The 24967-nt window shown below is 40.6% G+C and carries 27 protein-coding genes; 16 read left to right on the top strand and 11 right to left on the bottom strand.

The genetic code is table 11. The features are described 5' to 3' along the window. Nucleotides 1–115: 115 nt before the first annotated feature. Complete coding sequence (locus tag UABAM_RS08865) at nt 116–973, bottom strand: hypothetical protein (protein ID WP_151967642.1); 858 nt, start codon at nt 971–973, stop codon at nt 116–118. A 99-nt stretch (nt 974–1072) separates the two neighbouring features. Here UABAM_RS08865 and UABAM_RS08860 point away from each other — a divergent pair, with 99 nt between their 5' ends. Then, complete coding sequence (locus UABAM_RS08860) at nt 1073–1759, top strand: hypothetical protein (RefSeq protein WP_151967641.1); 687 nt, start codon at nt 1073–1075, stop codon at nt 1757–1759. Next, nucleotides 1756–2418 carry a class I SAM-dependent methyltransferase gene (locus tag UABAM_RS08855; RefSeq protein ID WP_151967640.1) on the top strand — a complete coding sequence of 221 codons (663 nt, stop codon included), beginning with the start codon at nt 1756–1758 and terminating at the stop codon, nt 2416–2418. The genes UABAM_RS08860 and UABAM_RS08855 overlap by 4 nt, the downstream gene beginning before the upstream one ends. Here UABAM_RS08855 and UABAM_RS08850 read toward each other — a convergent pair. Both UABAM_RS08850 and UABAM_RS08845 read right to left on the bottom strand, forming a co-directional pair. Then, nucleotides 2394–3218 carry a TIGR02452 family protein gene (locus UABAM_RS08850; RefSeq protein WP_151967639.1) on the bottom strand — a complete coding sequence of 275 codons (825 nt, stop codon included), beginning with the start codon at nt 3216–3218 and terminating at the stop codon, nt 2394–2396. The genes UABAM_RS08855 and UABAM_RS08850 overlap by 25 nt on opposite strands. 81 nt (nt 3219–3299) lie before the next feature. After that, the gene (locus UABAM_RS08845) at nt 3300–3716 is read right to left on the bottom strand and encodes a Fur family transcriptional regulator (RefSeq protein ID WP_151967638.1); all 417 of its coding nucleotides are present in this window, start codon (nt 3714–3716) and stop codon (nt 3300–3302) included. Nucleotides 3717–4096: 380 nt separating this feature from the next. Here UABAM_RS08845 and zigA point away from each other — a divergent pair, with 380 nt between their 5' ends. From zigA to UABAM_RS08815, 6 genes are all read left to right on the top strand, one after another. Beyond that, nucleotides 4097–5311, top strand: a complete 1215-nt coding sequence (zigA, locus tag UABAM_RS08840) for a zinc metallochaperone GTPase ZigA (RefSeq protein WP_151967637.1) — start codon at nt 4097–4099, stop codon at nt 5309–5311. A 2-nt stretch (nt 5312–5313) separates the two neighbouring features. Further along, entirely contained in the window at nt 5314–6459 is a 1146-nt protein-coding gene (locus UABAM_RS08835) for an FAD/NAD(P)-binding protein (protein ID WP_151967636.1), read from the top strand. After that, nucleotides 6456–6857: a MerC domain-containing protein gene (locus UABAM_RS08830; RefSeq protein ID WP_151967635.1), complete on the top strand. Its 402-nt coding sequence runs from the start codon at nt 6456–6458 to the stop codon at nt 6855–6857. Before UABAM_RS08835 ends, UABAM_RS08830 begins: the two co-directional genes overlap by 4 nt. Before the next feature lie 3 nt (nt 6858–6860). Further along, on the top strand, nt 6861–7904 hold the full coding sequence (locus tag UABAM_RS08825) for a metal ABC transporter substrate-binding protein (RefSeq protein ID WP_151967634.1): 1044 nt from the start codon (nt 6861–6863) through the stop codon (nt 7902–7904). Between the two features lie 38 nt (nt 7905–7942). Next, nucleotides 7943–8497, top strand: coding sequence for a phosphatase domain-containing protein (locus UABAM_RS08820; protein ID WP_173013216.1), 555 nt, complete (start codon nt 7943–7945; stop codon nt 8495–8497). Nucleotides 8498–8640: 143 nt separating this feature from the next. Continuing rightward, nucleotides 8641–9300 (top strand): PEP-CTERM sorting domain-containing protein, encoded by a 660-nt coding sequence (locus UABAM_RS08815; protein WP_151967632.1) that lies wholly within the window; start codon nt 8641–8643, stop codon nt 9298–9300. Between the two features lie 108 nt (nt 9301–9408). On the opposite strand, the gene UABAM_RS08810 is transcribed toward UABAM_RS08815, so the two are convergent. Further along, a complete protein-coding gene (locus UABAM_RS08810) occupies nt 9409–10932 on the bottom strand; it encodes a Na+/H+ antiporter NhaC family protein (protein ID WP_151967631.1) in 1524 nt (507 codons plus the stop codon). Nucleotides 10933–11063: 131 nt separating this feature from the next. Between UABAM_RS08810 and UABAM_RS08805 the strand changes: the two genes are divergently transcribed. From UABAM_RS08805 to UABAM_RS08795, 3 genes are read left to right on the top strand one after another with little or no spacing between them, the layout of a single operon-like run. Then, complete coding sequence (locus UABAM_RS08805) at nt 11064–11687, top strand: tetratricopeptide repeat protein (RefSeq protein ID WP_151967630.1); 624 nt, start codon at nt 11064–11066, stop codon at nt 11685–11687. Between the two features lie 44 nt (nt 11688–11731). Further along, on the top strand, nt 11732–12457 hold the full coding sequence (locus UABAM_RS08800; protein ID WP_173013215.1) for an acyl-[acyl-carrier-protein] thioesterase: 726 nt from the start codon (nt 11732–11734) through the stop codon (nt 12455–12457). A 36-nt stretch (nt 12458–12493) separates the two neighbouring features. Further along, the gene (locus UABAM_RS08795) at nt 12494–13342 is read left to right on the top strand and encodes a LysR family transcriptional regulator (RefSeq protein ID WP_151967628.1); all 849 of its coding nucleotides are present in this window, start codon (nt 12494–12496) and stop codon (nt 13340–13342) included. A 25-nt stretch (nt 13343–13367) separates the two neighbouring features. Here UABAM_RS08795 and UABAM_RS08790 read toward each other — a convergent pair whose 3' ends face one another. The 7 genes from UABAM_RS08790 to UABAM_RS08760 all read right to left on the bottom strand — a co-directional run bounded on the left by UABAM_RS08790 (nt 13368) and on the right by UABAM_RS08760 (nt 19714). After that, complete coding sequence (locus tag UABAM_RS08790) at nt 13368–13553, bottom strand: hypothetical protein (protein WP_151967627.1); 186 nt, start codon at nt 13551–13553, stop codon at nt 13368–13370. Nucleotides 13554–13555: 2 nt separating this feature from the next. Then, nucleotides 13556–15910, bottom strand: a complete 2355-nt coding sequence (gene feoB, locus UABAM_RS08785) for a ferrous iron transport protein B (protein WP_151967626.1) — start codon at nt 15908–15910, stop codon at nt 13556–13558. A gap of 10 nt (nt 15911–15920) precedes the next feature. Continuing rightward, nucleotides 15921–16148, bottom strand: coding sequence for a FeoA family protein (locus tag UABAM_RS08780; RefSeq protein WP_151967625.1), 228 nt, complete (start codon nt 16146–16148; stop codon nt 15921–15923). Nucleotides 16149–16253: 105 nt separating this feature from the next. Beyond that, the gene (locus tag UABAM_RS08775; RefSeq protein ID WP_151967624.1) at nt 16254–17309 is read right to left on the bottom strand and encodes a tRNA-queuosine alpha-mannosyltransferase domain-containing protein; all 1056 of its coding nucleotides are present in this window, start codon (nt 17307–17309) and stop codon (nt 16254–16256) included. Then, nucleotides 17306–17797 (bottom strand): hypothetical protein, encoded by a 492-nt coding sequence (locus UABAM_RS08770; protein WP_151967623.1) that lies wholly within the window; start codon nt 17795–17797, stop codon nt 17306–17308. Before UABAM_RS08770 ends, UABAM_RS08775 begins: the two co-directional genes overlap by 4 nt. Next, complete coding sequence (locus tag UABAM_RS08765) at nt 17787–18245, bottom strand: hypothetical protein (protein ID WP_151967622.1); 459 nt, start codon at nt 18243–18245, stop codon at nt 17787–17789. Before UABAM_RS08765 ends, UABAM_RS08770 begins: the two co-directional genes overlap by 11 nt. Continuing rightward, nucleotides 18242–19714 (bottom strand): flavin-containing monooxygenase, encoded by a 1473-nt coding sequence (locus UABAM_RS08760; protein ID WP_151967621.1) that lies wholly within the window; start codon nt 19712–19714, stop codon nt 18242–18244. Before UABAM_RS08760 ends, UABAM_RS08765 begins: the two co-directional genes overlap by 4 nt. A gap of 654 nt (nt 19715–20368) precedes the next feature. Between UABAM_RS08760 and UABAM_RS08755 the strand changes: the two genes are divergently transcribed. Genes UABAM_RS08755 through UABAM_RS08735 form a run of 5 tightly spaced genes read left to right on the top strand, consistent with a single transcriptional unit; the run spans nt 20369 to nt 24966 of the window. Next, nucleotides 20369–21181, top strand: coding sequence for an ATP-grasp domain-containing protein (locus tag UABAM_RS08755; protein ID WP_151967620.1), 813 nt, complete (start codon nt 20369–20371; stop codon nt 21179–21181). Then, nucleotides 21178–21609 carry a YkgJ family cysteine cluster protein gene (locus UABAM_RS08750; protein ID WP_173013214.1) on the top strand — a complete coding sequence of 144 codons (432 nt, stop codon included), beginning with the start codon at nt 21178–21180 and terminating at the stop codon, nt 21607–21609. The genes UABAM_RS08755 and UABAM_RS08750 overlap by 4 nt, the downstream gene beginning before the upstream one ends. 6 nt (nt 21610–21615) lie before the next feature. Beyond that, on the top strand, nt 21616–22644 hold the full coding sequence (locus UABAM_RS08745; protein ID WP_151967618.1) for an ISAzo13-like element transposase-related protein: 1029 nt from the start codon (nt 21616–21618) through the stop codon (nt 22642–22644). 58 nt (nt 22645–22702) lie between these two features. Continuing rightward, nucleotides 22703–23071 (top strand): DUF3467 domain-containing protein, encoded by a 369-nt coding sequence (locus tag UABAM_RS08740; protein WP_173013213.1) that lies wholly within the window; start codon nt 22703–22705, stop codon nt 23069–23071. Further along, on the top strand, nt 23068–24966 hold the full coding sequence (locus UABAM_RS08735; protein ID WP_151967616.1) for an efflux RND transporter periplasmic adaptor subunit: 1899 nt from the start codon (nt 23068–23070) through the stop codon (nt 24964–24966). The genes UABAM_RS08740 and UABAM_RS08735 overlap by 4 nt, the downstream gene beginning before the upstream one ends. Nucleotide 24967: the final 1 nt, after the last annotated feature.

Here is a 24967-nt window from a genome sequence, read left to right as displayed (position 1 = left end):
ATTGTTAGTTGTACGGATTTGGTAGTGTTCTAAATGTCGGCTTCTTAACCGTGACTTGATATGAACAATGATATGTACATTGTGGAGGAATATTTCCCCCACAATATATTTTACACTACTTACTCTTCGTAAGTCGCGCACTTTGTTGTTCGCGAATTTCAAAACTGTGTACTAAAGGTATTTGGCCTTGGCCTCCTGTTGTTTGATATGGAGTGGCATTGGAAGTGGTTACGTTGAAAAGTAATTCATTTCCTTCAAATCTATATGTTGTTAGCAAGTAGCCAAATGTGGCGCCAAAATGGGTGTATAAAGTACCGTTTATCATAAAACTCGACAACATGATCGAATTTTTTTCATCGATGGTGTAAATTCCGCGACGGCGATCGATGATAATGAGTTCGTAGTTGCGCGCCTGTCCATCATAAACAATTTTCCACGTCCAACGGTTCGGGTCATCGGTTTTTTGAATATGGAGTTCCATGTTGACTTTGCCGATGATACCGTTTGTGGTTTGTCGTACCAGAGTTCCAGAGTAAACTCCGGCCCAATCATCGGGAAATGTACGTTCTTTTTTACTAAAAACTTGTTCCATTGTCAGTTGTGGCCATTTTTTCTTAATGCCAGCAAAATTTCCAATGTGGTATTTCCCGGGTGATTTTACACTTTTGCATTTGAGAACGGCAAAATTTAAAATAACCACACCGAATTCCGCATTGACATGCCCTTTTATTGTGTAGGTCTTACCTTTCTCGACTTCCATCGGAAGCTTTGGACCATATGACAAACGAATTTCGATTTCTCCCGTAATCTGCGAAGTAAAACTTTCCAAGAAAAATCCTGCAGGAGCTTTAACGGAAATACTGGCGATACGGATTTCTGGAAAATCGGGGTCTATGGTTAAGTCGACGCGGTAGCTTTCCGATTGCGCAGCAAGAGAAATGGTCATTAACATTAAAAGAATGTATTTTTTCATTAAACTCGTATCCTCCCTTGTTTTAAATTATTGGTGAAAATGCTATTATAAGAGAATGAGAAAACAAAGTCCAGGCTTACATAGAGGGGGTTCTGTTATATGAAAAAATACATTCTTTTATATGTACTGTTTTCGTTAATTTTTGCCGAGAGTCAGGTGATTGAGGGGTGGTACAATATTCGTCGCCAGGACAACAACAAAAAGATTGGTTATGTACACCATCGAATGGTCATTTTCGGTGATCGTATCGAGCAAAATGAAGATGTCTATATATACCGGTCCGCGTATAATAAATATATCCTTCTTGTTGCTGCTAGAGAAACGATGGAGCGCGACTTGCAAATGCGTGTTAAACAAGTTATTCGCTATCGCGAAGGAAAAAAAACGACAACAAAAACTGTTGTGCAAGGTAATGTTGTCAAGTTTTTTGAAAATGGAAAGTTGGTTCACGAAAGAGAAAAACCTAAAAAGTTATATGGTAATTTTGGGGCACGCCTAGTCAAAGTTATGACCAAGTTTGTTCCTAAAACAAAAGGCAAAGCATTGGTGGCGCAAAATGGTCAAGTGGTGGAAGTGACATTTGAGGTTTTGGCTGAAAAGAGCATAATGGCAGAAAAACAGCCTTTTCATGTGTACCCAGTTAAATTTTCTGGCGAAGGATTTGTGGGAACCACGTATGGGAGTGACGATGGTCGCGATATCATGTTTGAAATGGAAGATCCCTACTTACGGTGGCTCATAACTTCAAAGCAGGATGCACTCTCTTTAACGGAAGTGGAAAAGTGAAATTAAAAGCACAACAAAATCTCGATGATTCGGATGTGGTGGCCAACAACGCTATGAATCGTGAACGGGGACTATCAGGAATAAACAGCTACGAAAAGGAATTACGTTTTTCCATCGTTGATTTTATAAATAAGCGGTTGGAAACGCAGCCGCAAGTGGCATGGTTGGATTTGTGTTGTGGCAAGGGGTATGCTCTTCAGCAAGCTTCACAAAGATTTTCTTCGGATAAACTCATTATTTACGCTGTCGATTTGGTCGGAGATTTTGTACATGTTGCCGGGGGAAAATTTACGGTGGGTTCTTTACCTGAGGCGCTTCCGGATCGCTGTTTTGATCTCATCACTTGTGTTCACGGACTTCATTACATTGGGGACAAATTGCAAGTTATTTTTCGTGCCACTCAATGTTTAACTTCACAGGGAATTTTTCTCGCAAATTTGGATCACCGCAACATTAAATCAATTTCGGGAAAAACGTTACGCGGTATTGTCAAATTACTGCGCGACCCCCCGTGTAAGTATTCTGGACATGTACTGTGTATTTCGTCGCAAATATCTGCATTTCCATTTGCGTTTATTGGTGCAGACGACAAGGCCGGTGCAAATTACACGGGCCAACCTGTCGTCGACTCTTATTATGATTTTCGATCAAAAGCATGAGTGAAGGGTTGAATATTTTGGCCTTTTTTCGAGTGGTCGGTAATGGCAAACGATACTTTGCTAAACACACCGCTAAAGAGTTGCAATTCCTCGTAAAACAAATGGGCAATGGTAGTGCTGTCGTTGCCAAATACTCCGCAACCCCAGGCTCCTAAAACAATAGCGTCGTGTTTATATAGGGCCGCAATAGTCAATACTTTATGAATACGTTGTTGCATTTCATCACAAATTTGCTGTGCATTCTTGGTTTTTCGTTTGCGTATAACACCGGCGTTTACCGCAGGAGACGTAATGAAAGAACATAGGTACGGTTGATGTAGTAATTCTCCGCTATCGCGTTTAAATACAGGAACATCAGGAGAATACAACGCATAGTTCGTATAAAACGGATCCTTGCGTTGACGATGAAACGTGTACATCTCGTTGTTGACAAGACATGGATACAATGCCGACGAGCGCGCTAGTGATTCTTCTTGGGCACGTGCGCCGCTGCGAAAACCACCGCCGGGATTTTTTGCCGAAGCAAAATTCAGGGCCACGGTATTTAATCCTTCTTCGACGACCAAGCGCTCTGTGGCACTCAATGTGGTTTCATTCGTGACCTGTATTTGCGTATTTTTTTCCCCTGGTTCTATGGAGGGGAGTTCACTGTGTGGTGGATAAGAATATGTACCGGCAATGGCCCTTTGCATTTCTTTGTCTATGGGAACTTGTTCTTTTCCAACAGTGTAGTAACCTTGTTCGATGATTTTTAGAGTGTCTGTGGCAATTTCTGCCGCTTTTTTTCTATTCACATGCATTATTTTTCCACCAATGTATGAATGTTATGTTGTCGTAGTCGATTATACCATAAAAAAGATGTCGTTTCACATGCAACTGCTCTATTCATTTTGACAATCTTGACAAATACCAAAAAACTCTAAGGTATGAGAAACATCTTTGTAGCCCTGATCTGTAAGCATTTTCTCCATTTCCTTCAGAAAACAATACTCAACAGTGGTGATTTTTTGGCAGCTACGACACATGATATGGTGATGATGATGATTGCAATCTTTGTATTCATAACGTGAGATGTTATCGCCAAAGTCACATTTTTTCACAATCTCGTGTTCTTCGAATTTTTTGATACAGCGATACACCGTGGCGTAGTCACCATTTGAAATATGTTTGTGTATGTCATCAATAGAAAATGGGCCATGGTTTTGCATAAGAAATTCTAAAATAGACTTGCGAATCTTTGTATTACTGAGTTTTGCGTCTTTCAATACTTGTGTGCTATTACGGTTGTCTTTGCCCATTGTTATCCTCTTTTTCCAATATCAAAATTGTAGTATCATCACAATTACTATTGTAAGTTGTTATCTCTAAAAATGCAATTTTTTAGCAAAAGCAGCTTTAATGCAATACTATTGCTTTTTTTGTCGCGTGTTATTTCATTTTTTTGCTAAAAAATGCAAGTCAATTGCGTTTTTTAGTTTGACACACCTATGACAAAGTGATATCTTACCAAAAGTTTAATATACTCTAAAGACCTCCAATCTTTAACTAAACAAAACCCTCATTGATAAATGAGGGCTATTTTATTTAGTGTTGTTAACTAGTAGTCCGCTTACACGGAGTGGGTCGATAAATTATCGCCTATTGCTGACTACTAACTCAGTGGGTTAAGGATAAAAACATGAAAAAACTTCCTGTTACGGTGTTGTCTGGCTTTTTGGGCGCAGGTAAGACAACTTTATTGAATCATGTACTCAATAATCGCCAAAATTTAAAGGTTGCGGTTATTGTCAACGATATGAGCGAGGTAAATATCGATGCTCAGCTAGTGGAAAAAGGAGAAGCGTCCCTATCGCGCAGTAAAGAAAAGCTTGTAGAGATGAGCAATGGGTGTATTTGTTGTACTCTTCGCGAAGATCTCCTTATCGAAGTAAAAAAATTAGCGGAAGAAAAACGTTTTGATTATCTGTTGATTGAATCTACAGGTATATCAGAGCCGATGCCGGTCGCAGAAACATTCACTTTCGAAGATGAGAATGGCAACATTTTATCTGACTTTTCCGAGCTAGACACAATGGTAACGGTTGTCGACGCATACAATTTTTTACATGACTTTAATGAAGCTCAGTACTTAAAAGCACGTGATCTGGCCCTTGACGAAACGGATGAGCGCACGATTACCGACCTGTTAATTGATCAAATTGAATTTTGCGATGTGATTGTACTCAATAAGACAGATTTGATTAGTGAAGACGAAGCGCGAGAGTTAGAGGCCATTCTACATAAACTCAACCCCCAAGCAAAAATAGTTCATACACAACATTCCAACATTGATTTAAATGAAATTATCAATACAAAGCTATTTTCTATGGACAAAGCGTCTTCCTATGCTGGGTGGCTGCAAGAACTTAGAGATACACCCAAATCGGAGATAGAAGAATATGGGGTTTCTAGCTTTGTTTATCGGGCGCGTAAGCCATTTCATCCTAAAAGGTTATGGGAAGTAATACAAAAAGATCTTCCCAAAACTTTGCGCTCCAAAGGATTTTTTTGGGTCGCAACACAACCTGAATTTGTGGGTGTTTGGTCACAAGCTGGTGGAGTAATTGGCATGGAGGCCTCAGGATATTGGCACGATGCGATTCCACGAGAAGAATGGGATGTCGAAGAAGAAGACCTTAAATATTTAGAAGAAATTTGGGATGATCGTTTCGGGGATCGCCGCCAAGAAATCGTCTTTATTGGACAAAACATCGAGAAACGTGAATTTACCAATATTCTAGACAGTTGTTTATTGAGTGATGACGAACTACAACTTGGACCGAAACATTGGGCGGATGCCAGAAATGAGTTTCCGGTTATCCTCGCACAAAACCCCGAATATACGGAAATTTAGTCATGCTAGAGTGGATTATTATTGGCGGAGGAATACATGGCACACTACTCGCCAACTTTCTGATTTCTTCGCGTAAAGTACAAGCGCATCAAATACAGATTTTAGATCCTTATCCGCGTTTATTGTCGCGCTGGCAACACTGTACAAGCAACTGCGGAATGGAGTTTTTGCGTTCTACTTTAGTGCATCACATTGATGTCGATCCTTTTTCGCTAAGAAAATACAGTCGTAAAAGCCCTGTGCGTCATCGATTTATAGAACCGTACAGTCGCCCATCGTTAAAGTTATTTAATGAACATTGTGAAAGTGTGATACAAAAAAATAAGTTAGCAAAACTACATCGGCAAGCAGCGGTAAAAAACATTCATGTAAAACGCGGATATCTACAAGTGGAATCTTGTGCAGGAACTGTAGACACAAAGCGCGTTCTTCTCGCGATAGGTTCCGACTCTTTGCATTTACCCGACTGGGCGAAAGAAGTCAATGCACAACATATATTTTCTCCTACATTTCACCGACAAAAATTAGATCATTGTAAAAGTGTTGCTGTTGTTGGTGGTGGGATCAGCGCAGCACAAACAGCCATGGCCATGGCGCGGCAATGTGCTGAGGCCAAAGTTGTGCTTGTAACAAATCATGAGCCCGACATTCACCGATTTGATAGTGACCCTGGTTGGATCGGCGGTTATCTAAGAGAGTTCCATAAGATAGAAGATTATAGCGTACGGCGCGAGACAATTAACAATGCACGCCATCGTGGTTCTATGACACAAGAGGTGGCAATGACATTGAAGCAAATGATTGCAAAAAATAAAATTCGCATGGTGGTTGATCACATAAAAGATGTGCGTTCGCGCGACGATGATTACGTATTGCAAACCGCAGAAGAGTCTATAAATTGTGATCGTGTAATTCTTGCCACAGGTTTTGAGAAAAAGTGTCCTGGTCAGTGGCTACAAAGCATTATCAGTCAGTGTAACCTACCGCAAGCCGCGTGTGGTTATCCCATCGTTGACAAAAATTTGCATTGGGCGTATAATATTTTCGTTAGTGGAGCTTTATCCGAATTGGAAATAGGTCCTGTTGCCAGAAACATCGTTGGGGCTCGTATTGCTGCAAGCCGTATCGTTGAAGGAGTAAACCATTGAATTTTCAGAAGAAACTCGATAGCTTAGCCATTATGTTTTCGATGGTGTGTGCAGTTCACTGTTTTTTGACACCGTTTATTATTGTTCTTTTTCCACTGTGTGTATCGCCTTGCTGTAGTAACGAAGGTAGCAATTTTCACCAAATCATGGTATACATGGTGTTACCACTAAGCAGTATTTCTTTTTTTCTAGGGTGTCGACAGCATGAGAAAACATCGATTGTCGCGATGGGAGCTGTAGGACTTATTATAATAACCTATTGTGCTTTTTGGGGTTATTCCACATTGGGTGAGCTCGGTGAAAAAATTTCGACAACCACTGGTGGCGCTATACTAGCGTTTGCCCATTTGCGTAATTTTCAATTATGCAAATGTACCAGTTGCAAAAAGGAGAGTTAACCTGTGAAGTTTGTTTTTTCCATCTTAGTATTTTTGTTACTTTTAGGCTGTGACACTGGTTCCAAGACCGACAGTTCTGCCTCAGACAAGTCTAAGCTCAAAGTGTGTGTGACCACAACCGATTTAAAAGATATCGTTGATGTTGTCGCCGGAGAACATATCAATCTTTATTGCTTTACCGACAACTGCAGTGAAGGTGACCCTCATGAGCTAGACATTACCAATGAGTTTGTTCGCCAACTCAACAAAGCGGACTTACTTATCGATGTAGGTATGGGAATTGCGGAGGGATGGTTGCCCGAGTTGCTAAAATCAGCCAAACGCCCCGAACTATTTCGTGGTAAAGAGAGACACTTAGAAATTGCCAAAGTGATACGTCCGTTGGCAAATCCTGAAGATCACGCATATGAAAACAGTGTGCATGCGGAAGGTAATCCACACTTTCTTCTAGATCCTACGGAAGGAATCCGCGCAGCGCGGTTTGTTTGTGAAAAACTTAGCGAGTTGGTACCGGCGCACAAAGACGACTTTGTCAAAAACTACGAAAATTTTCGCAATGAAATTTCAAAAAGACTGGTGGGAGAAGACTTAGCCAAAAAGTACGACGTGGAAAAACTGGTTGTCCTGAACTCGGAGAACAAGCTCAAAGAGTTTTTGGCAAGCAAAAACGATTACGATAAATTGTCGGGCTGGATCAAGGAAATTGAATCACTACGCGGTACCTTACTCGTAGGGGATCATGACCTATGGCCGTACATGGCGCGAAGCTATGGATTTGAAATGCTCGGATACATCGAAGCCGAGCCTGGTATACCACCGACGACAAAACATCTCCAAGAACTGATCAAAAAAGTAAAAGAAAAGAAGTTAAAAGTATTACTGACATGTTCGTATTTTGATAAACGCCACGTGAAATTCGTTGCCGAAAAAACCGGAGTCAAAGTTCTTCTCATGGCACACCAAGTAAGATCGGTAAAAGGTGCGGATACCTATATCAAAATGCTGGAGCACAATTTTAAATTACTTTCCCAAGGTCTAAAGAATTGAGTTGATGAATGCATAGTGTCGAAAAAATAGTATGGATAATGACGTTTTTACTCTGTACAGGATGTGGAGTTCTCACCGATAATTATCATTCGGTGAGCCAAGGCAAGGAACTACCGATTATGTATCGTTCTGCGCAGATGAAACCCGAGCGTTTGCAACGTGCTATTCGCGAACAGAGCGTCGACACTGTCCTCAATCTACGTGGGGAAAGCCCCGAAAAAGATTGGTATCGAGAAGAAGTAAATGTTTGTAAGGACACCGATACCGAGCATCTCAGCATCAAAATGTCGGCGTACAAAAGGCCGTCGAAAGAAAAAGTGCTACGTTTGATATCCATTCTCGAACAAGCCAAAAAACAAAACAAAACGGTACTTCTGCACTGCCAAGGCGGTGCAGATCGCTCTGGATTTGCCAGTGCTGTTGCGCAGATGGTCGTTTACGACAAATCTGCGCAACAAGCACTCAACTCCTTTTCCATCTGGTATGGTTGCTTGTTGTTTTATATACCCCTAGATGAAATCATCGAAGAATATCAGGCATACGAGAAAAAGATGAGTTTCCGCGAATGGGTAGAGAATGTGTATGTTCCCTGAGGTAAAGTTTTAGCTATTTCATTCCTATAAGCGCAAAAAAATAATATTTTAATATTATAATATTTTGGAATTTTGTAATATATAAAAATACTCAGAATTTTATGTAGAAATACTCATAATTTTTTTGAAAGGGATGAATACTTATGCCAAAATTTTTATTTACTTTACTACTTGCTTTCTCATTTGCAAGCACTGTTTCTGCTACAATTATCACACATACATTCACAGGAACAGTCAACAGTGACAATGGGGGAGAATTTGTTGTTGGTGAAACCATCACCGGAACAATTACCGTCGATACCTCGCAAACAAATGGTTTCCCCGCTAGTGGTGGTGCCGATTTCTTTTTTACAGATGCTGTCCAGAGCTATAACTTTTCTTCCGGAACCTCGGGACATTTTGTCTCTGGTGATCGTGCAAGCGGTTCAACTCCTCTGCAAATGAATACATTTAACAACCGTAACTTGAGCCCAGGTCCCATCGATGTTGATGGTGTTCGTTACACTGTTGCAAGTGGAGTGGCAGGCAACACGTCTGACTTAGACACCTCAAGACTGGATGTCTTTTTAACTTCATCAAACTCAAATCTTTACACTACTCACGCGATACCTACCGTTCTTGATGTGAATGATTTTGACCATGTCAACAATGTAGACTGGTTCTACATAGACGGTGGAGTTGAACGCATCATGAAATTTACCCTCACCAACATAACAACATCATCGGTTCCCGAACCTTCCACGTATTTGTTGTTTGTGATGGGTATTATTGGCATTGGCTTTGTGCGTCGCAAAAAGAGTTAGTGCACGGCCAATAAAATAGTTATATTTACAAAACAAGGTCTGTAATATTTTTTTTCAAAACTTTACCTCGTCGACTTTACAGGACTTGTTTTACAGATGATCCGTTTATCAATCTTTCGCTTTGTGGTGTGAATAAACAACAGCACAAAGTAAGAAAATCCCTACCCCCATGCCGAGGGCCGCTGACGCTAAAATCCCCCATGAAATCGTTAAACCACTCAGCAAAAAACTCACACAACAAATCACGGCCACAAGCGTACTATAAGGTGCTTGAGTAACGACGTGATCCATGTGCCGGCATTCTGCGCCAATACTGCTTAATATAGTTGTATCAGAAATGGGTGAGCAATGGTCTCCATAAATTGCTCCCGCAAGAGAAGCCGCCAATGTGGGTATGAGAAAGTTATTTTCCATTTCTTGGGTCATGGTTACGACAATGGGTATCATAATGGCGAATGTTCCCCAGGAAGATCCTGTGGCAAAAGCGGTAATACACGCCAAGATGAAAATGAGCATCGGTAGAATGTATTTTATCGTGTCTCCGGTTAAAAATTGCGCTAGGTACTTTCCGGTATACAGTTTTTCTGAAATAATTGTGCCAATGGACCACGAAAGTATTAAAGTGAACAATATGGGAAACATGGATTTTATGCTCTGCCAAATAATCATTGCTATTTCAAAAATGGAAAATGTGCGACGTATGGCGAAATAGACGATACTAAAAACAAGAGATACCACTCCTCCCCAAAACATTGCCTTTCCGGCATTCATACTTTGCATTGCTTGTATTAAACCGTTTTCTCCGCCGACAATAACGGCATTTCCTGTATATAACATACCTGCGATAATACTGACGATGAGTACGGCAATAGGCAATAACAAATCATATATAGAATTCGACGGTTGTTGTGAATCGTTTTCCCGAGGAGACAATACATTCTCTTCATGGTATTTCATGGCGCCAATGTTGATGTCAAATACGCATACGAAAAATACCATCAGTATAGATAACCACGCATAAAAATTGAAAAGTATGGTGTAGAGAAATATGGTAAAAGAACTTTCTCCGAGGCCGGCTTGATTGAATTGGCTGACCACATAAATGACCCAGCTGGAAATAGGAGCGAGAATACACACCGGGGCTGTGGTCGAATCGATGATATAGGCCAGTTTTGCACGCGAAATTTTAAACTTGTCGGTCACCGAACGCATTACCGCACCTACGGTTAAGCAGTTAAAGTAATCGTCGAAGAAAATAATCATGCCCAAAAACATCGTACTTAAACTCGCTTGGGCACGCGTAGCAATATGATTTAGTGCCCATTGTCCGTAAGCCTTGGCACCTCCGGCGCGGTCCACCAAATGCATGATGGCTCCTAGGATAAAGCAAAATAGCAAAATAAATAAATGCCAACTATTTTGAAAATTTTGCCATGACGAAAAATTCTTGATTTCGGAATTTTTCCATAGAATCGATGCCACCTCTTGAAAACTTTTGCTGATGCTACCATTGTGCACAATAAGCGCACCACTTAAGACACCACTAAAAAGTGAAATGATGATTTTACGCGTTATAAAAGCCATTGCAATTGCCAGTACCGGTGGTACCAGAGATAGCCATCCATATTCCATAATAGTTGCCCTTGATAAAATTTTTCCTGTAAATAAAACATTACTTTACCAATTTACTGCGAAGCTTATTATAATTATATGAATGCGTATCGGCAATGAGAGTTTATTTGAAAAACAAAAGAGGTTTTGCTATGAAGAAAATGGTACTTTGTTTGCTTGGTTTGTGTACGTTGAGTAGTTGTACGTTTCCCTATTTTTATTGGAATGAAAAAAACGAAGATTTGATTCGCGTACGCAACAATTATTACCTCACCTACGACCACGAAGTCAATATTGATTTTTTCCCTCATGTTTCTGAAGAAGAGGCACGTGAGGAAGGATTGGTTTCTTCACTGTTTATGGGGGTGGTTACCTTGCCTGTAAGTGCGATCACTTTACCATTCCAATATCCTTTTTTAGCATCGCAACGCGCTATAGATTATACAGAGGCGCGTAGTATGGTAGACGAGTACTTTGCTAGAGGTCAATACGACAAAGTTTTGCAAGTGGACCCCAATTATAGCAGGGCTTATTATGAAAGAGGTCTGATCTTTCACGCACGTAAGGACTATAGCGCGGCCATACGCGATTACTCTGGTGCCATTTATTGCGATGAAGAATTTAAGGAAGCTTATGCCAAACGAGGCCTTGTGCACTATGAAATGCAACACTTTCCTGCAGCGATGAGCGATTGGCGCCGCGCTGTTGAACTCGGGTATTCTGCAAATAAACTGCAACCACTTATTGAAGAAGCCACTAGACAACTACAACGTTAAAGCATTGTATAAGTTCAATAGAATAAAGCAACATGGAGAACAGCATGGACATCAAGACATTCAAACAACAATATGAAGTTTCCCTTTTCTTTGTCAACTCCCAACAAAATGTGGGACTGTATCAACTGCTCAACATTTTACAAGATGCGGCATTTCGCCATGCCATGGTGACGAAATATCAGCAGTCCCCTAACGTATATTGGGTACTGACGCGACAAAGTTTACAAGTAACACGTTGGCCACGTTTAGGAGACCATATTGAAGTGCAGACATGGTTGTCCACAGATGAAAGAGGTTTTTTGCTACGCGAATACAAGGTTTATTTAAATGAAGAAGTGGTGTGCGAATGCTCAACAAGTGTGGCAAAGTTAGATGTAAAAGCCAAAAAGATTTTAGCGATTTCTCAAGATGATGTTCTTAAATACACCACGGAAAAGCAGTTGTCTTTTACGCCAAAAAAAGTACAGCGCTTTACCGAAGCCGAATTATTGAAAACATTTTCGGTACGCAATAGCGATATTGATTTTAACCAACACGTGAACAATACCGTATACGCAAAGTGGATACTTGATGCCGTATCCTACGATAAACATTTTAAATATAAATTACTATCGTATGAGGTAAATTTTTTATGTGAAACGCATCTTGGCGAGGAGATACAAATTCAAAAGGACTCTACTGTTGGTGAACCCAAATTTGTATACCAAGGAGTACGACTGAGTGACAACAAAATTGTCTTAACTGTGGAAATAGAGGCTGTTCCCAAGTAGGGAGTGCTCTTACCCTTTTACATTCTGTGGAGAGAAATGATGCTTCCTTCGCCAACAGAAATAGAATATTTTTTAGAAATATCGAAAACGCTAAATTTATCGCGCGCCTCGGAGCGTTTGGGGATTACACAACCAACGTTGAGTATGTCTGTCAAGAGATTAGAGCAGAATATAGGTACTAAATTACTCATACGTAGTAAATCGGGCGTACAACTCACAAAATTTGGTCAGAGGTTTGTGGGTAGTGCGCAAAACATGTTACAAGAGTGGGAAAAGTTACGCGCAATTGCCTTGAGTGAGAAAAATGAGGTGCAAGGGCAATACGTGATTGGTAGCCACCCCTCGGTAGCTTTGTATTCGCTGGCGCATTTTTTACCGCAGTTATTACACGATTATCCCAAATTGCATATCGAGTTAGCACACGACATTTCGCGGCATATTACCGAGAAAGTCATATCACATAAAATTGATTTTGGTATTGTCATTAATCCCATCGCACATCCCGATTTGGTGATTATCAAGTTAGCAAGTGATCAGGTGACGTTTTGGACAACAAAGAAAAATCGCAATCCACATACATTGATTTGTGATCAAAATTTATTGCAAACGCAAGATTTATCCAAAAAGATACGCAATCACGACGATTGGAATTTCGAACGCATTGTGCATTGTTCTGATTTACAGGTGATTACAGACCTTGTGGGACATGGTTGTGGAGTGGGAATTATACCGACGCGTGTGGCAAAAAAAGGAAAGAATTTGGTGGTGTACGGAGAAGATCCACCTGTTTTCGAAGATGTGGTTACGCTAATTTATCGCTACGACGCTCACGATTCATTGGCGGCAAAAACAATTATTGAGTCCATCAAAAAGGTTTTTGTTTAGGGCGTACATTGTACGCCCTAAAGATTTACACCTGAAAACTCATTTGTTCGTTTGTTTGCGATTCGCTCAATTGACAAGATTTTTCGGCGGCACAACTACTGCAACCACCGCATGTTCCCTGAGCCATCTTTTGTATAGCCGCATGCATTTTTTTGGCCAATATCAAAATAGCACATGCGACAATACCTAATGTTATCAAGTCTTGTATCATAGCTACCAACCTAACAAGGTTCCAAACTGATAAATGATCAGTGCTGCCACATAAGCGAGAACGGTCATGTATGTAAAGGTGAAAACCGGCCATTTTATGCTATTTGTTTCACGCCAAATAACTCCGAGTGTCGCACCACATTGACAACACAATGCAAAAAATACCATAACAGATATGGCAACAAGAGGTGTGAACACCAACGAACCATCCGGCCAACGGTCTTCGCGCATCGAGGTGCGTAAGCGATTAGATTCTTCGTCCTCTTCGGCACCTAAGTTATAGATGATTCCCAAAGTGGCGACAATGACTTCGCGTGCAGGAAACGATGCAATGGTGGCAACGCCGATTTTCCAATTCCAGCCAAGAGGTTTTACCACTGGCTCGATCCATACGCCTACGCGTCCGAGAATCGAGTGACGTAGGTGTTCGCCCGCTTGCTGCTCTTCATTCGACATTAGAGCACTTTCAAGATTCTCTTGTACCGTTTGCTGTCTTTCGGCCATGGAAAAAGAGGCGGGGGTAATGCTCACCAATTCTTCTCTAATTTTTTGGCGTTGCTCTTTGTCTTCTGTATCTTGCCATTTTTGCCACGAACTCAATATTTGTTCTTTTTGTTCACTGAATTCACCCCATATTTTTTCGGACTCTGCATTGTATTGCTGTTCGATTTTTTCCGCTTGCTGTGCATACTTTGCTTCGATTTCGGCGGAACGTGGAAAGTAAGCCACTGCCCACACAACGATCGTCACGAAAAATATAAATGTACCTGCGGTAACGACAAAAGCACGACCACTGTTGTACATGCGCATGAAAACGGTGGGGAAATGCGGAATTTTATAACTAGGCATTTCCATGACAAACTCGTTTTGTGAACCCTTAAGTATGCTTTTCTTCAAGAAGAAAGCGACAAAAAATGCCACGACAAGTCCGACCATGTACATTGCAAATAATACTAAACCTTGTAGGCCAATCCACCCACCAAAATATGTTGTCGCCGGGATAAACGCTGCGATTAATATTGTGTAAACGGGTAACCTAGCCGAACAACTCATTAAGGGAAGGACGAGAATGGTCGCGAGGCGATCGCGGGGATTTTTGATGACACGTGTTGCCATAACTCCAGGTATTGCGCAAGCAAAAGAGGAGAGCATTGGAATAAAGGAATTTCCCGATAAACCAGCTGCTTTCATAATGCGGTCCATGAGAAAAGCGGCGCGCGCCATGTAACCACAATCTTCTAAAATAGCGATAAAGGCAAATAAAATGACTATCTGCGGTAAGAAGATGACAAAAGCACCGACACCTGCAATCATCCCGTCAACCACCAAACTTTGTAGTGTACCCTCGGGAATGTAGCTAGCGGCAATCTCTCCGATGTAGGCAAAACCTTCATCGATAAAATCCATGAGTGGCCCTGACCACGAATATATTGCTTGGAATACGACCATCATCAGCAACAAAAAGACAATGGTACCCATAATAGGGTGAATGAGTATGTGATCCATCTTACTACTCATCGTGGCCTTGGTTTCTTTTTGGGTACTGCAAGAACTAATGATACCTTCTATTGTTTTATAACGCGTTTCGGCTTCGATCGTGAGACGTTGTTCTTCGCCACCTATTTTTTCGCGTAGTGCGGTACATTTTTCGCGGAAATCATCGCCGAGGCTTTCACTGAAACGTTGAAAATATACACTGTTCGAACCCAGTAGTATGGTCAACGCTTCGCAACGGTGTACGTTGTGCTCTACTTTGTCGTTGTTGTTTAGGTAAGAGCAAAGTTCCTCAACAGAGCCTTCTACTTCGTTACCGAGATCTACGGTTAGATGAGCGGCTTGTTGGGCGAAATTTTCCTGTACGGTGGTTTTTAGCTTATCAACACCAACGCCGCCTTTTGCGGTAATTTCGACAACAGGGCATTTTAGTGCTTCAGAGAGTTTGTCTCCATCAACACTGATTCCTTTTTTTGTGGCGACATCTTGCATATTGAGAGCGACCACCGTAGGAATTTGTAGTTCTAAAACTTGTGATACCAGATATAAGTTACGTTCAAGATTCGAAGCGTCGACAATGGCGATAACCGCATCTATTTTTCCGATATCTTGTTGGTGACCGAGTAAGGTATTCACGGTAATCCACTGGTCTTCAGATGAGGCGGTTAAGCTGTATATTCCTGGTAAATCAATTAGTTCGATTTGCGAACTATCGCTAAGAGAAAAAGTACCTATTTTTTTTTCGACAGTAACTCCGGGAAAGTTACCTATCTTTTGTCGTAAACCGGTTAAGGAATTGAAAAGGGTTGTTTTTCCGACGTTCGGGTTTCCAATGAGTGCTACCCTTTTGCTGTTGTTTGTCATGAGTTTCTTTCTAAGCTTGTACTTGGATTAAGGCTGCTTCGCTACTACGCATGGAAAGTTGATAACCACGAATATCTATTTCTCTGGGGTCTCCCAGTGGAGATAGTTTAGATACGGTAACTTCTGTTCCTTTGGTCATACCCATTTCTAGTAATTGTTGTAAAACAGCAGGTTTGCTAAAGTTGTAACCGACGATTGTTGCTTTTTCGCCCATTTTTAATTCACTAAGAGCTCTCATAGTTTTCTCCTGAAATTGAGAATCAATCTCAATAAATATGCGTGTTTACTAGCGGAATATATCCCTAGATTTAAAATAAAACTTGAAGAAAAGTCAATAAAAAACCTAAAAAATAGCATCGTATTTTTCCACTGTCTTTTCCCACGAATGCTTTGCCATACTCTGGGAGATTCTCTGGCGATATTCTTTTCGCCGTTCCGGGATTTGCAAGAATTTTTCCATTTTAGCAATTAGATCCGCAAAATCTTTATATAAGCACTCCTTATGATACTCGCGCGGTAGGACCTCTGGATAAGAAAGGCGATGGGGAAGGAGAGGGAAACAACCGTAGTACATCGCTTCTACCACGGAAATGCCAAAGTTTTCTTGTAGGGCGGTACTTATGACCAAATCGGCGCGTTGCAACCAAGTAATATAATCGTTTTTATTGTCGACAAAACCATAATGCAAAACGCGTTCACCCCATTTATCTTTGGCTTTAATAAAAGGTTTCGGTACATCCTGTCCGCATTCCCCTAGAAGAACTATATCGAAAGCATAACCTTTGCCATCGATCTCACTAAGCGCACGAAAAAACTCTTCCGGATTTTTATCAAATTCCCAACGGTGATTCCAAATGATCATTGGGCGCTTATTATGGACAAATGCGGCGTTATTTTTAAGTTGGCATCCTGGGTGTAGTACCTGCGCTTTTTGCATAATGATTTTTTTGATCCAGTGTGGAGGATACTCGGGAACGCGCGCAAAATACGTATCAATGTGGTCTATAAAGGTGCTCATGTGAGTATGTGAATTGAAGACTAACCAGTCGGCAGCTAGGCAATTGCTAAAATCTATGTGAATGCCATGGTGGTCTACTTTGGAACTTTTCGGCAGAGGATAGGATAGTTGGCTTTCGTGCATATATAGAAAAATCGGTATTTGACAGTGGTTTTTGAGCTCACTGATGGACATCATACTTGTGCATATAAGCGCATCGTATTTGTGAAAGTCATCAACAATGTCCACAAAATACAACGCGGCCATACGCAAGCGCCATTTCCAAAAACGTGCAGGTAAGGTAACTAGATCGATTTGGTGTCGCGAGTGTTGTATCCAACCATCGGCGAAATCTTTGTGTGAACCTCCATAGAAGGGTTCTAAAAACAATAATTTTTTCATGGGTGAAAATTCCACTTGGTGTCTAAAGGAGATTCACATACCGCACATTCGTATATGTGATCTTTTACAATGTTGATTTGCATGCACTTTGTGCAACGTCTGAAAATACAAACTTGGTTGAAGTATGGGGGATAGTCGATGGCAATGGCCGCTAAAACATCTTTTACGACTTCCCATGACTCAGGTTCTGGGCAATAACCCGTTGATTGATTGGTAATAAACAACACCTGCGCCTTGTGTAGAGAAAATGTGATTTCTCCCGCAGCAAAAATCGCTTTTCCCCTGGCGCAGGCGACATGTTCACAATGACGATCGGCTATCCATAAATTTTTTTTGTCGTCGATAACAAAGGTGAAAATGCGTTCATTTGTATGGTCCTGAGACCATACAACGACATCTTCATAACACGTAACTTTTACTCGTTCACATGAGGTTTTGTCTCGCAAAATGTCTATAGGACCAACGTAGTGATATCGTCTATTTTTCATTGTCCTGTTTGTTTTTGACTTGGGGCAGTTTTTGTTCAATCCATTGTACAACGCCGTCGAATGTACCTCCACGTAGCCATAGTTTTCCGCTACTAGAGTCAAAAAGATAACACTTTCCTTGCTGTGTAAACTTTAGCTGAAAACGATCGGTTTCGCGATGTTTTTTCGGAACTGGGTTTAAATTGGCAATTTTTTGCGGGACCCATTGGGTGACACCGTTGAAATCACCTCCTCTTATCCACAAGTCTCCATTATGGCTGTCAAGTAAGTAAATATCTTCCGTTGTTTCATGATACTGGTAACGATTGACATCGGCTTTTATTCTTGGACGTCGCGGTGGTGTAAATGCGATAATAAATGCGGCGATGACAATGCAAATTCCGAGTAGATCTCCCTTTTTGCTGTTCTTATGCTCCCGACTTTCTCTACTCTCTTTACTCTTGCTCATGAGGCCTCCTGTGGTGTATCAAAAGTTAAAACGCCGTCCTCTACATCGCTCTTGGAAAAAATAGCTTTTTCGTACTTGTAGTCTTGAGGGTTGGTCCATGGTTCATGACTACCTTGTTTGGGAAGATCATCCATAACCCTTAGTAAGTAACCTGAAGTAAAGCCTTCGATAAATGGTCGCGAGGCCATATTTTCGTCTTCTTTACGTAAACGTGGTGTACAACGCGTTGCTTTTTTGTGGTCCATGTGATTGATGATGCGGCATATATAACCAGCAATGATATCTGCGCGTAATGTCCATGAGGCATTTACATAGCCGAATGTAAGTGTAAAGTTCGGGACGTCTGAATACATGAGTCCGCGATATGTGTAAGTGTCGGAAAAATTTAGTTTTTCACCATTCATAAAAAGTTCGATACCACCACATGCAATCAAGCTAAGCCCAGTTGCGGTGACAATAATATCTGCTGGTAGTTCTTTTCCTGAGTCGAGTAAGATTCCATTAGGAGTAAAACGCGTAATGGTGTCTGTTTCTACCGAGACTTTTCCCGATTTGATTGTTTTGAATAGATCGCCATCGGGCACAAGACATACGCGCTGATCCCAAGGTTTGTAATGCGGAGAAAAGTGCTTGTCTACATCGTAGTCGTTACCAAGTGCTTTTTTCGTCATTTTCAATAAAAAATCTTTGGTTTTTTGTGGACGATTTCGCGCTCTTTTGAAGTAAAAACGTTGGATAAAAACGTTTTTCCAGCGCGTAATGGCATACGCGAGTTTTTCAGGAAGTATTTTGCGCAAAAAATTGGCGATGATGTCTTTGGATGGTCGCGAGACAATGTAGGTGGGGGAACGTTGTAGCATCGTAACATGTTCTGCGGTTTCTGCCATCGAGGGAACAATTGTGATGGCAGTGGCTCCCGAGCCAATGACCACTACTTTTTTGTTGGCGTAATCTAAGTCTTCTGGCCATTGTTGCGGGTGTATGATTTGCCCTGTAAAGTCTTCACTGTGAGGAAATTTTGGGGAATGGCCTTGTTTATAGCTATAGTAGCCAGAACACATCGATAGAAAGTTACAACTCATTTTTACTTTTTCGCCTTGGTGGTCTATTTCCAGTTCCCAGGTACAACTTTCATCGCTCCAGTTTGCCGTTTTCACCATATGGTTGAAGTGAATGTGTGCTTCCACATTGTGTTCTTTTGCCGTTTCTTTTATATAACTTAGAATATCTGGGCCATCGGCAATTGCCTTCGCAGCGCGCCATGGCTTGAAATTGTAACCTAAGGTATGCATATCACTATCGGAACGAATACCAGGGTAGCGAAAAAGATCCCATGTTCCGCCCATGTCACCGCGGCCTTCTAGTATCGCATACGTTTTTCCTGGGCAATTTTGTTGTAAATGGCATGCCATGCCAATGCCCGAAAGTCCTGCACCTACAATAATAACATCAAAAAAATTTGTGCTCATAGTTTGATCTCTTGTCTAAAAATAGATCTAATTGTTTTACAATTATTAGGGCGTGTCATCAATTAGAAAATTTGTTCAGTTCTCGTGTCATCCCTGCGAAAGCACATACCTGTCAAGCTAAGATGTAAAAGCTTTCTCAATAAAGACTTACAAAGCCGTGTCATTCCTGGCTTGACCAGGAATCCACAAAACAAAATTAAATTGTATGCGCCTGGATCCCTGATCAAGTCAGGGATGACACCGGCAAGGTAGTTTTTTAGTTTCAGAGAAAAAAATGTAATTCTTTTATTTGTAGTACTTTATGTCTTAACTTGACAGCCATGTGCGAAAGCAGGGATCTATGTTAATAAATAGAAATATCAAAAATAAAAAGAAATATCTTTAGAAATAAGAATTCCTTATTTTTGTAAGCTTTTCTAATTTTATTCATGGATCCCGCATCAAGTGCGGGATGACACCAGGCGTATGTTTTATCTAGTATTTGTGTAATTCGTTAATTGATGACACATCCTATTATACAACGAAAATGATTGGTTTCTTGATTTTTGTATGTAAACAATATAGTATGAGTAAGTTTTGCGTTATGTAGGGTGTTACACCCTAATCATACAAAAACGTATTGTAACAAAATTGTTTTACAAACGGAACAGAAACATGAATAGAGTACGTTGGATAATTCAGAATAACTTAATTTCGCCCAGTGATTTGTCTGCCATAAAAAATGCGTGTCAAAAACTTGGCGTTGGTTATAAAGAGGTATGTGTAATTCCATTCTCCAACGAGTTACCTGAATTTCCACAAGACGAAGTGACAAACATTTACTACGGTGCCACGGCATTTATTTCCGAACTTCATAAAAAAAGTAAACCTTTAGGCATATTTTTTGATGAAGAAAGGTTTAGTTTAGAAACAGCGATGAATAACTGGCAGGAATACATGCTAAATAGCGAAGGGAAAATAACTACGCTACAAAATTTTTCTGAGTCTAGTTATCCATTGGATAGTAAGTGGTTTATTCGTCCAAATGCCGATGATAAAAGCTTTGCTGGTGAAGTGATTCGTTTTGCTGATTTTAAGGACTGGTACCAAAGATTGATCACGCAAAATGTTTCTTTGAATGTTCACAGCAAAATACTTGTGGCACCGCCGTACAATATCAAAAAAGAATGGCGAAACTTCGTCGTAAACGGGAAGGTGATCACAAGTACACTGTATCGTCGTAACTTTCAGGTTCATGTTTCTGACAGTGAGGCCCCGCAACAAGTGGTTGATTTTGTGGAAAAACGCTGCAAAGAATTTATGCCGCACAAACTTTTCGCAATGGATATCGCTCTGTGTGGAGATGAATACTACGTTATCGAATGCAATTGTTTGAATTCTATTGGTTTTTACGGGGCAAACATCTTCGTCATCGTGAAAGCCATCACCGAATACGTTGCATCTATCAACTCGGGAGTAGAGAAATGATGCCAGAGCTTTCCGCGACAGTAAAACAACAAATCATTGAAGATATGGCAAACTTGTATAAAAACCTCCATGAGGATTTGTCGCAACTTCCTGCTCCTTGCACCTCTTGTGGCTTCTGTTGCCACTTTGATTTAGCAAAGCATTCGTTGTATGTCACCACTTTGGAAATGATCTATCTTTTTGATAAATATCACGTGACATCTAAGGTGGAGAAACACTGTCCTTTCCTACGGAATAATTTGTGTAGCGTACATGACAGAAGAATGTTGGGGTGTCGCACGTATTTTCGTTTGCACAATAAAGAGCAAACGATCGCTGCTGAACAAATCTACGAGAAGTACCTTGGGAAAATAAAGGAACTACATCTTAAATACGATGTGGAGTGGAACTATCAAGATTGTATGAATATCTTTCAAGAAATGATGTAAAATGTCATGACACAAGACATACAAAATAAAATCAAAGAAAAGTTCGACGCAATTTCGCCTTTTTTAGACGAAAAATCGACGAGGTTATGGTGTGCTGCAGAAGCGCGGGCCTATGGCTATGGTGGTATTACGATCGTTTCTAATGCAACACGTGTGTCTCGCACCACAATACGACGTGGTATTGAAGAGTTAGACAAAACACCTAATGAAAATGCCTCAAAAATTCGTCAAACGGGCGGTGGGCGCAAAAAAATCAGTATTACAGATCTTACCATTATGGCGGATTTACAGAATGTCATCAAAAATAATGAGGATGACGCGTTGTACTGGACAGACAAAAGTGTGCAACAAATAACCAATATTCTAACGTATAAGGGACACCGTATTAGCTCGCGTACGGTAAATCGCATGTTGAAAAATATGGGATATTTTGTGCAAAGAAAAGAGCAAAATTTTCCAGAGCAGTGTAAATATATAAACAAGCGAATGATCGAAGTGCAAAAGCAGGCTCTAGCGATGGTTTATATTGAAATTGACCAAAAAAAATACAAAACAAAAAACAAAAAAAAACTCGAAAGCAATAGCAAAAATTTACTGGAAAAAAACCTCATCACAGAGAAAACATACTTTGTGGTGGATAGCCTATATACATGGGCAGAACGAAAAACCTTCAATGAAAAGCCTTCGCTAGAAATTATTACTCATGCGCACTACGTCAATAATAAAAAATATTGGCTACAAGCACTACAGAATTTTGCAAATCAATACAACACGAAACTCTACATACATTTAATTGGCTCTGGGATCAAAAAATGGCAGTTATTGATGGACAAGATGCACTTTTTATATCCCGAAAAAGACAATGGTCAAAAAAAACAGAAAATGACAACTGTGTACTTTTCGGCGAGACAAAAATCACAATCTACCACCACTGTAATACGCGACAGACATCAAGTAAGCTATGTCGAAACCAAAAAAAATATACAGCGTGATTCTGTTTTGGGAAATTGGAATTACGTTGTGAAACCTATGTAAATTTAAGTCACTAAAACTAGGGTGTCATAAAAAACTATTTGTAATGATGGGAAAAAAAATGGTTAAGAAAAGAGTTACAGCAAAGCCAAAGCCAAAGCAATCGCAGATACGTTTAAATTTGTCTTCGGCTTCGGTAGATTATGTGGGCGAATTTAGTATTCAGTCTACTTCTGAAGAGGTTTTCTTCAACTTTGCAGCATCTTTGTTTCCCGGGGGGGCACCTGGGGAAATAGTACTTCCTGTACACACTCGGCTTGCCACAAATTACAAAAACGCCAAACGTTTTCATGAAGTTTTGGGAAAAGTTTTACAAAAATACGAAAAACAGTATGGGGAAATTGATATCAGTAACGTGCAGCGTGAACTCCCCGTCGAAGAAAAAGAAAATGAAGAAACCACAGCTAGACTACCCAAAATTAAACTATGAAAAGAACACAACGCCGCAAGAGAGTAAAGCTCGTTGATTCAGGTACGCATGCAATTTATAAAGACTTTGAAAGTGGTGTGGAAGGAAATTCTGCTTCTACGCGTATTTCAGAGTTAGATGCATTGCGTCTTCAACGCAACTTTCACAAAGTAATGATGCGTTTTGACGAACCACAAGAGTTTTTCAATGCGCTGTTTTTGTTTATCATAAAACTCACCAATGCCCGAGGGGTTGCCCATTTTACTTTAGATGAAAAAGTGAATTTGCAACTTACTCACAAAATAATACTTTCATCGGATAGTAAAAAGTCGCAAACGATTGAACAAAAGATTGAAGAGAGTGCTAAGAAAGCTTTGGGACTAAAACAAGTCGACATTCATCGTGTGGATGACTGGGTGATTCTCGCCGTACCTATTTTATACCAGCAGCATGCAAAGTCTGGTTTGGCTTGTGTGCTAGAAGTTGTAGATATAGAGCAGTTAAGCCCGTATATTCTCATTTTGCAGTTCATTGCGAGTCACATACCACTGATTGAAGACAGTTTTGATAATGCACGCCTGAAGAAGCAAGTAATGCGTTCCGCAAGTTTTGTTGATTTAGTTCGCGAAATTTCCATGTATAAATCGTTTGACAAGGGAATAGACCAGTTATTACTTTTAATGAAGAAAGAACTTGGTTGCGAACGTATTGCGATTGGATTAGCGAAAAAAAAGCGCGCACGACTACTGGCATTGTCGAATATGAGCAAGTTTGACCGACGTGCACGTCTTGTAGGGCTTATTGAAAAGGCAATGGCGGAAGCTTTAGAGCAACAAAAAACGATTACTCACCCACAAATAAATACCGATAAACGTGAAATACAACTCGACCTTGCTCATCGTAGCTTGCAACAAGAAACGAAATCGCAGGAGGTCGTGACATCTATTATCGGTGACTCTAACGGGTCTTTTGCGGTGTGGAGTTTTCTGTGGAATGAGACAAAAGTCAAAAAAGAAGATGTCTTTTTTATCGAGGCGGTATCGGAATATATTACACCGATATTGATGCTTTTACGAAAAAAAACGTTGTTTGTAAAAAATCGCGAACATTCCCATTGGGGAAGGAAGTTTGCCTTTGTGGGGATTTTTACCGCGCTCTTGTATTTTGTGCTGATGATGCCATACGACCACTATTTATCTGCATCGTGTTCCTTGGAGCCGGTGGCGACACGTACGGTTTCGATTCCCTTTGATAGCGTTATTGAAAAAGTGAACTATCAAGTGGGAGACATTGTACAAAAAGACGACGAACTTGTGGTTCTTGATGGACGTGATATTCGTTTAGAGTACTTCGCCGTGAAAGAAGAACTACAAAGTACACAAAAAAAGATGTTACAGTTGCTTGCCGAGAAGAAGATTGCGGAGTACCAAGCGGAGATGCTAAAGTCCCAGAAAATAGAAAAAGATTTACAATTGTTGCAGTATCACTTGGAACGTATTCGTATACGTGCACCGCAAAGTGGAGTTGTGACAGAGGGCGATTTAGAAAAAGCCACGGGAGCCACTGTTCGCAAGGGTGAACCAATCATGGAAATAGCACCATTGGATGAATTTTTTGTCAAACTAGAGATCGATGAATGGGACATGCCTTTTATCAAGAAAGGCATGCAAGTGGAAGTACAACTGCACTCCTTTTTTGAGGAAAAATGGAAAACAAACATAACGTACATTTCTCCTAAAATACAGATCTCGGAACAAAAAAATATCTTGGTATGCAAAGGTAAAGTACCCAATGCGCAACAAAAACTTCTCCCGGGAATGAGTGGAGAGGCACGCATATTTGTGGGAGAAGAACGCGTGTGGTGGGTATGGTTGCGTAAACCCATTATGTGGATGAAGGCGAAGCTGTGGTGGTAAA

This window comes from Candidatus Uabimicrobium amorphum (assembly GCF_009002475.1).
In the GTDB taxonomy this organism is placed as follows: domain Bacteria; phylum Planctomycetota; class Uabimicrobiia; order Uabimicrobiales; family Uabimicrobiaceae; genus Uabimicrobium; species Uabimicrobium amorphum.
The sequence above is the reverse complement of the archived record's forward strand: the minus strand, read 5'-3'. Positions and strand labels throughout refer to the sequence as shown.

Coding starts and splice junctions, on each gene's coding strand:
- zigA (WP_151967637.1), top strand. CDS start 4,097: ATGAAAAAACTTCCTGTTACGGTGTTGTCTGGCTTTTTGGGCGCAGGT.
- UABAM_RS08815 (WP_151967632.1), top strand. CDS start 8,641: ATGCCAAAATTTTTATTTACTTTACTACTTGCTTTCTCATTTGCAAGC.
- UABAM_RS08865 (WP_151967642.1), bottom strand. CDS start 973: ATGAAAAAATACATTCTTTTAATGTTAATGACCATTTCTCTTGCTGCG.
- UABAM_RS08760 (WP_151967621.1), bottom strand. CDS start 19,714: ATGAGCACAAATTTTTTTGATGTTATTATTGTAGGTGCAGGACTTTCG.
- UABAM_RS08740 (WP_173013213.1), top strand. CDS start 22,703: ATGGTTAAGAAAAGAGTTACAGCAAAGCCAAAGCCAAAGCAATCGCAG.
- UABAM_RS08835 (WP_151967636.1), top strand. CDS start 5,314: ATGCTAGAGTGGATTATTATTGGCGGAGGAATACATGGCACACTACTC.
- UABAM_RS08845 (WP_151967638.1), bottom strand. CDS start 3,716: ATGGGCAAAGACAACCGTAATAGCACACAAGTATTGAAAGACGCAAAA.
- UABAM_RS08850 (WP_151967639.1), bottom strand. CDS start 3,218: ATGCATGTGAATAGAAAAAAAGCGGCAGAAATTGCCACAGACACTCTA.
- UABAM_RS08735 (WP_151967616.1), top strand. CDS start 23,068: ATGAAAAGAACACAACGCCGCAAGAGAGTAAAGCTCGTTGATTCAGGT.
- UABAM_RS08790 (WP_151967627.1), bottom strand. CDS start 13,553: ATGATACAAGACTTGATAACATTAGGTATTGTCGCATGTGCTATTTTG.
- UABAM_RS08755 (WP_151967620.1), top strand. CDS start 20,369: ATGAATAGAGTACGTTGGATAATTCAGAATAACTTAATTTCGCCCAGT.
- UABAM_RS08750 (WP_173013214.1), top strand. CDS start 21,178: ATGATGCCAGAGCTTTCCGCGACAGTAAAACAACAAATCATTGAAGAT.
- UABAM_RS08795 (WP_151967628.1), top strand. CDS start 12,494: ATGATGCTTCCTTCGCCAACAGAAATAGAATATTTTTTAGAAATATCG.
- feoB (WP_151967626.1), bottom strand. CDS start 15,910: ATGACAAACAACAGCAAAAGGGTAGCACTCATTGGAAACCCGAACGTC.
- UABAM_RS08775 (WP_151967624.1), bottom strand. CDS start 17,309: ATGAAAAAATTATTGTTTTTAGAACCCTTCTATGGAGGTTCACACAAA.
- UABAM_RS08780 (WP_151967625.1), bottom strand. CDS start 16,148: ATGAGAGCTCTTAGTGAATTAAAAATGGGCGAAAAAGCAACAATCGTC.
- UABAM_RS08820 (WP_173013216.1), top strand. CDS start 7,943: ATGACGTTTTTACTCTGTACAGGATGTGGAGTTCTCACCGATAATTAT.
- UABAM_RS08745 (WP_151967618.1), top strand. CDS start 21,616: ATGACACAAGACATACAAAATAAAATCAAAGAAAAGTTCGACGCAATT.
- UABAM_RS08805 (WP_151967630.1), top strand. CDS start 11,064: ATGAAGAAAATGGTACTTTGTTTGCTTGGTTTGTGTACGTTGAGTAGT.
- UABAM_RS08770 (WP_151967623.1), bottom strand. CDS start 17,797: ATGAAAAATAGACGATATCACTACGTTGGTCCTATAGACATTTTGCGA.
- UABAM_RS08800 (WP_173013215.1), top strand. CDS start 11,732: ATGGACATCAAGACATTCAAACAACAATATGAAGTTTCCCTTTTCTTT.
- UABAM_RS08765 (WP_151967622.1), bottom strand. CDS start 18,245: ATGAGCAAGAGTAAAGAGAGTAGAGAAAGTCGGGAGCATAAGAACAGC.
- UABAM_RS08860 (WP_151967641.1), top strand. CDS start 1,073: ATGAAAAAATACATTCTTTTATATGTACTGTTTTCGTTAATTTTTGCC.
- UABAM_RS08810 (WP_151967631.1), bottom strand. CDS start 10,932: ATGGAATATGGATGGCTATCTCTGGTACCACCGGTACTGGCAATTGCA.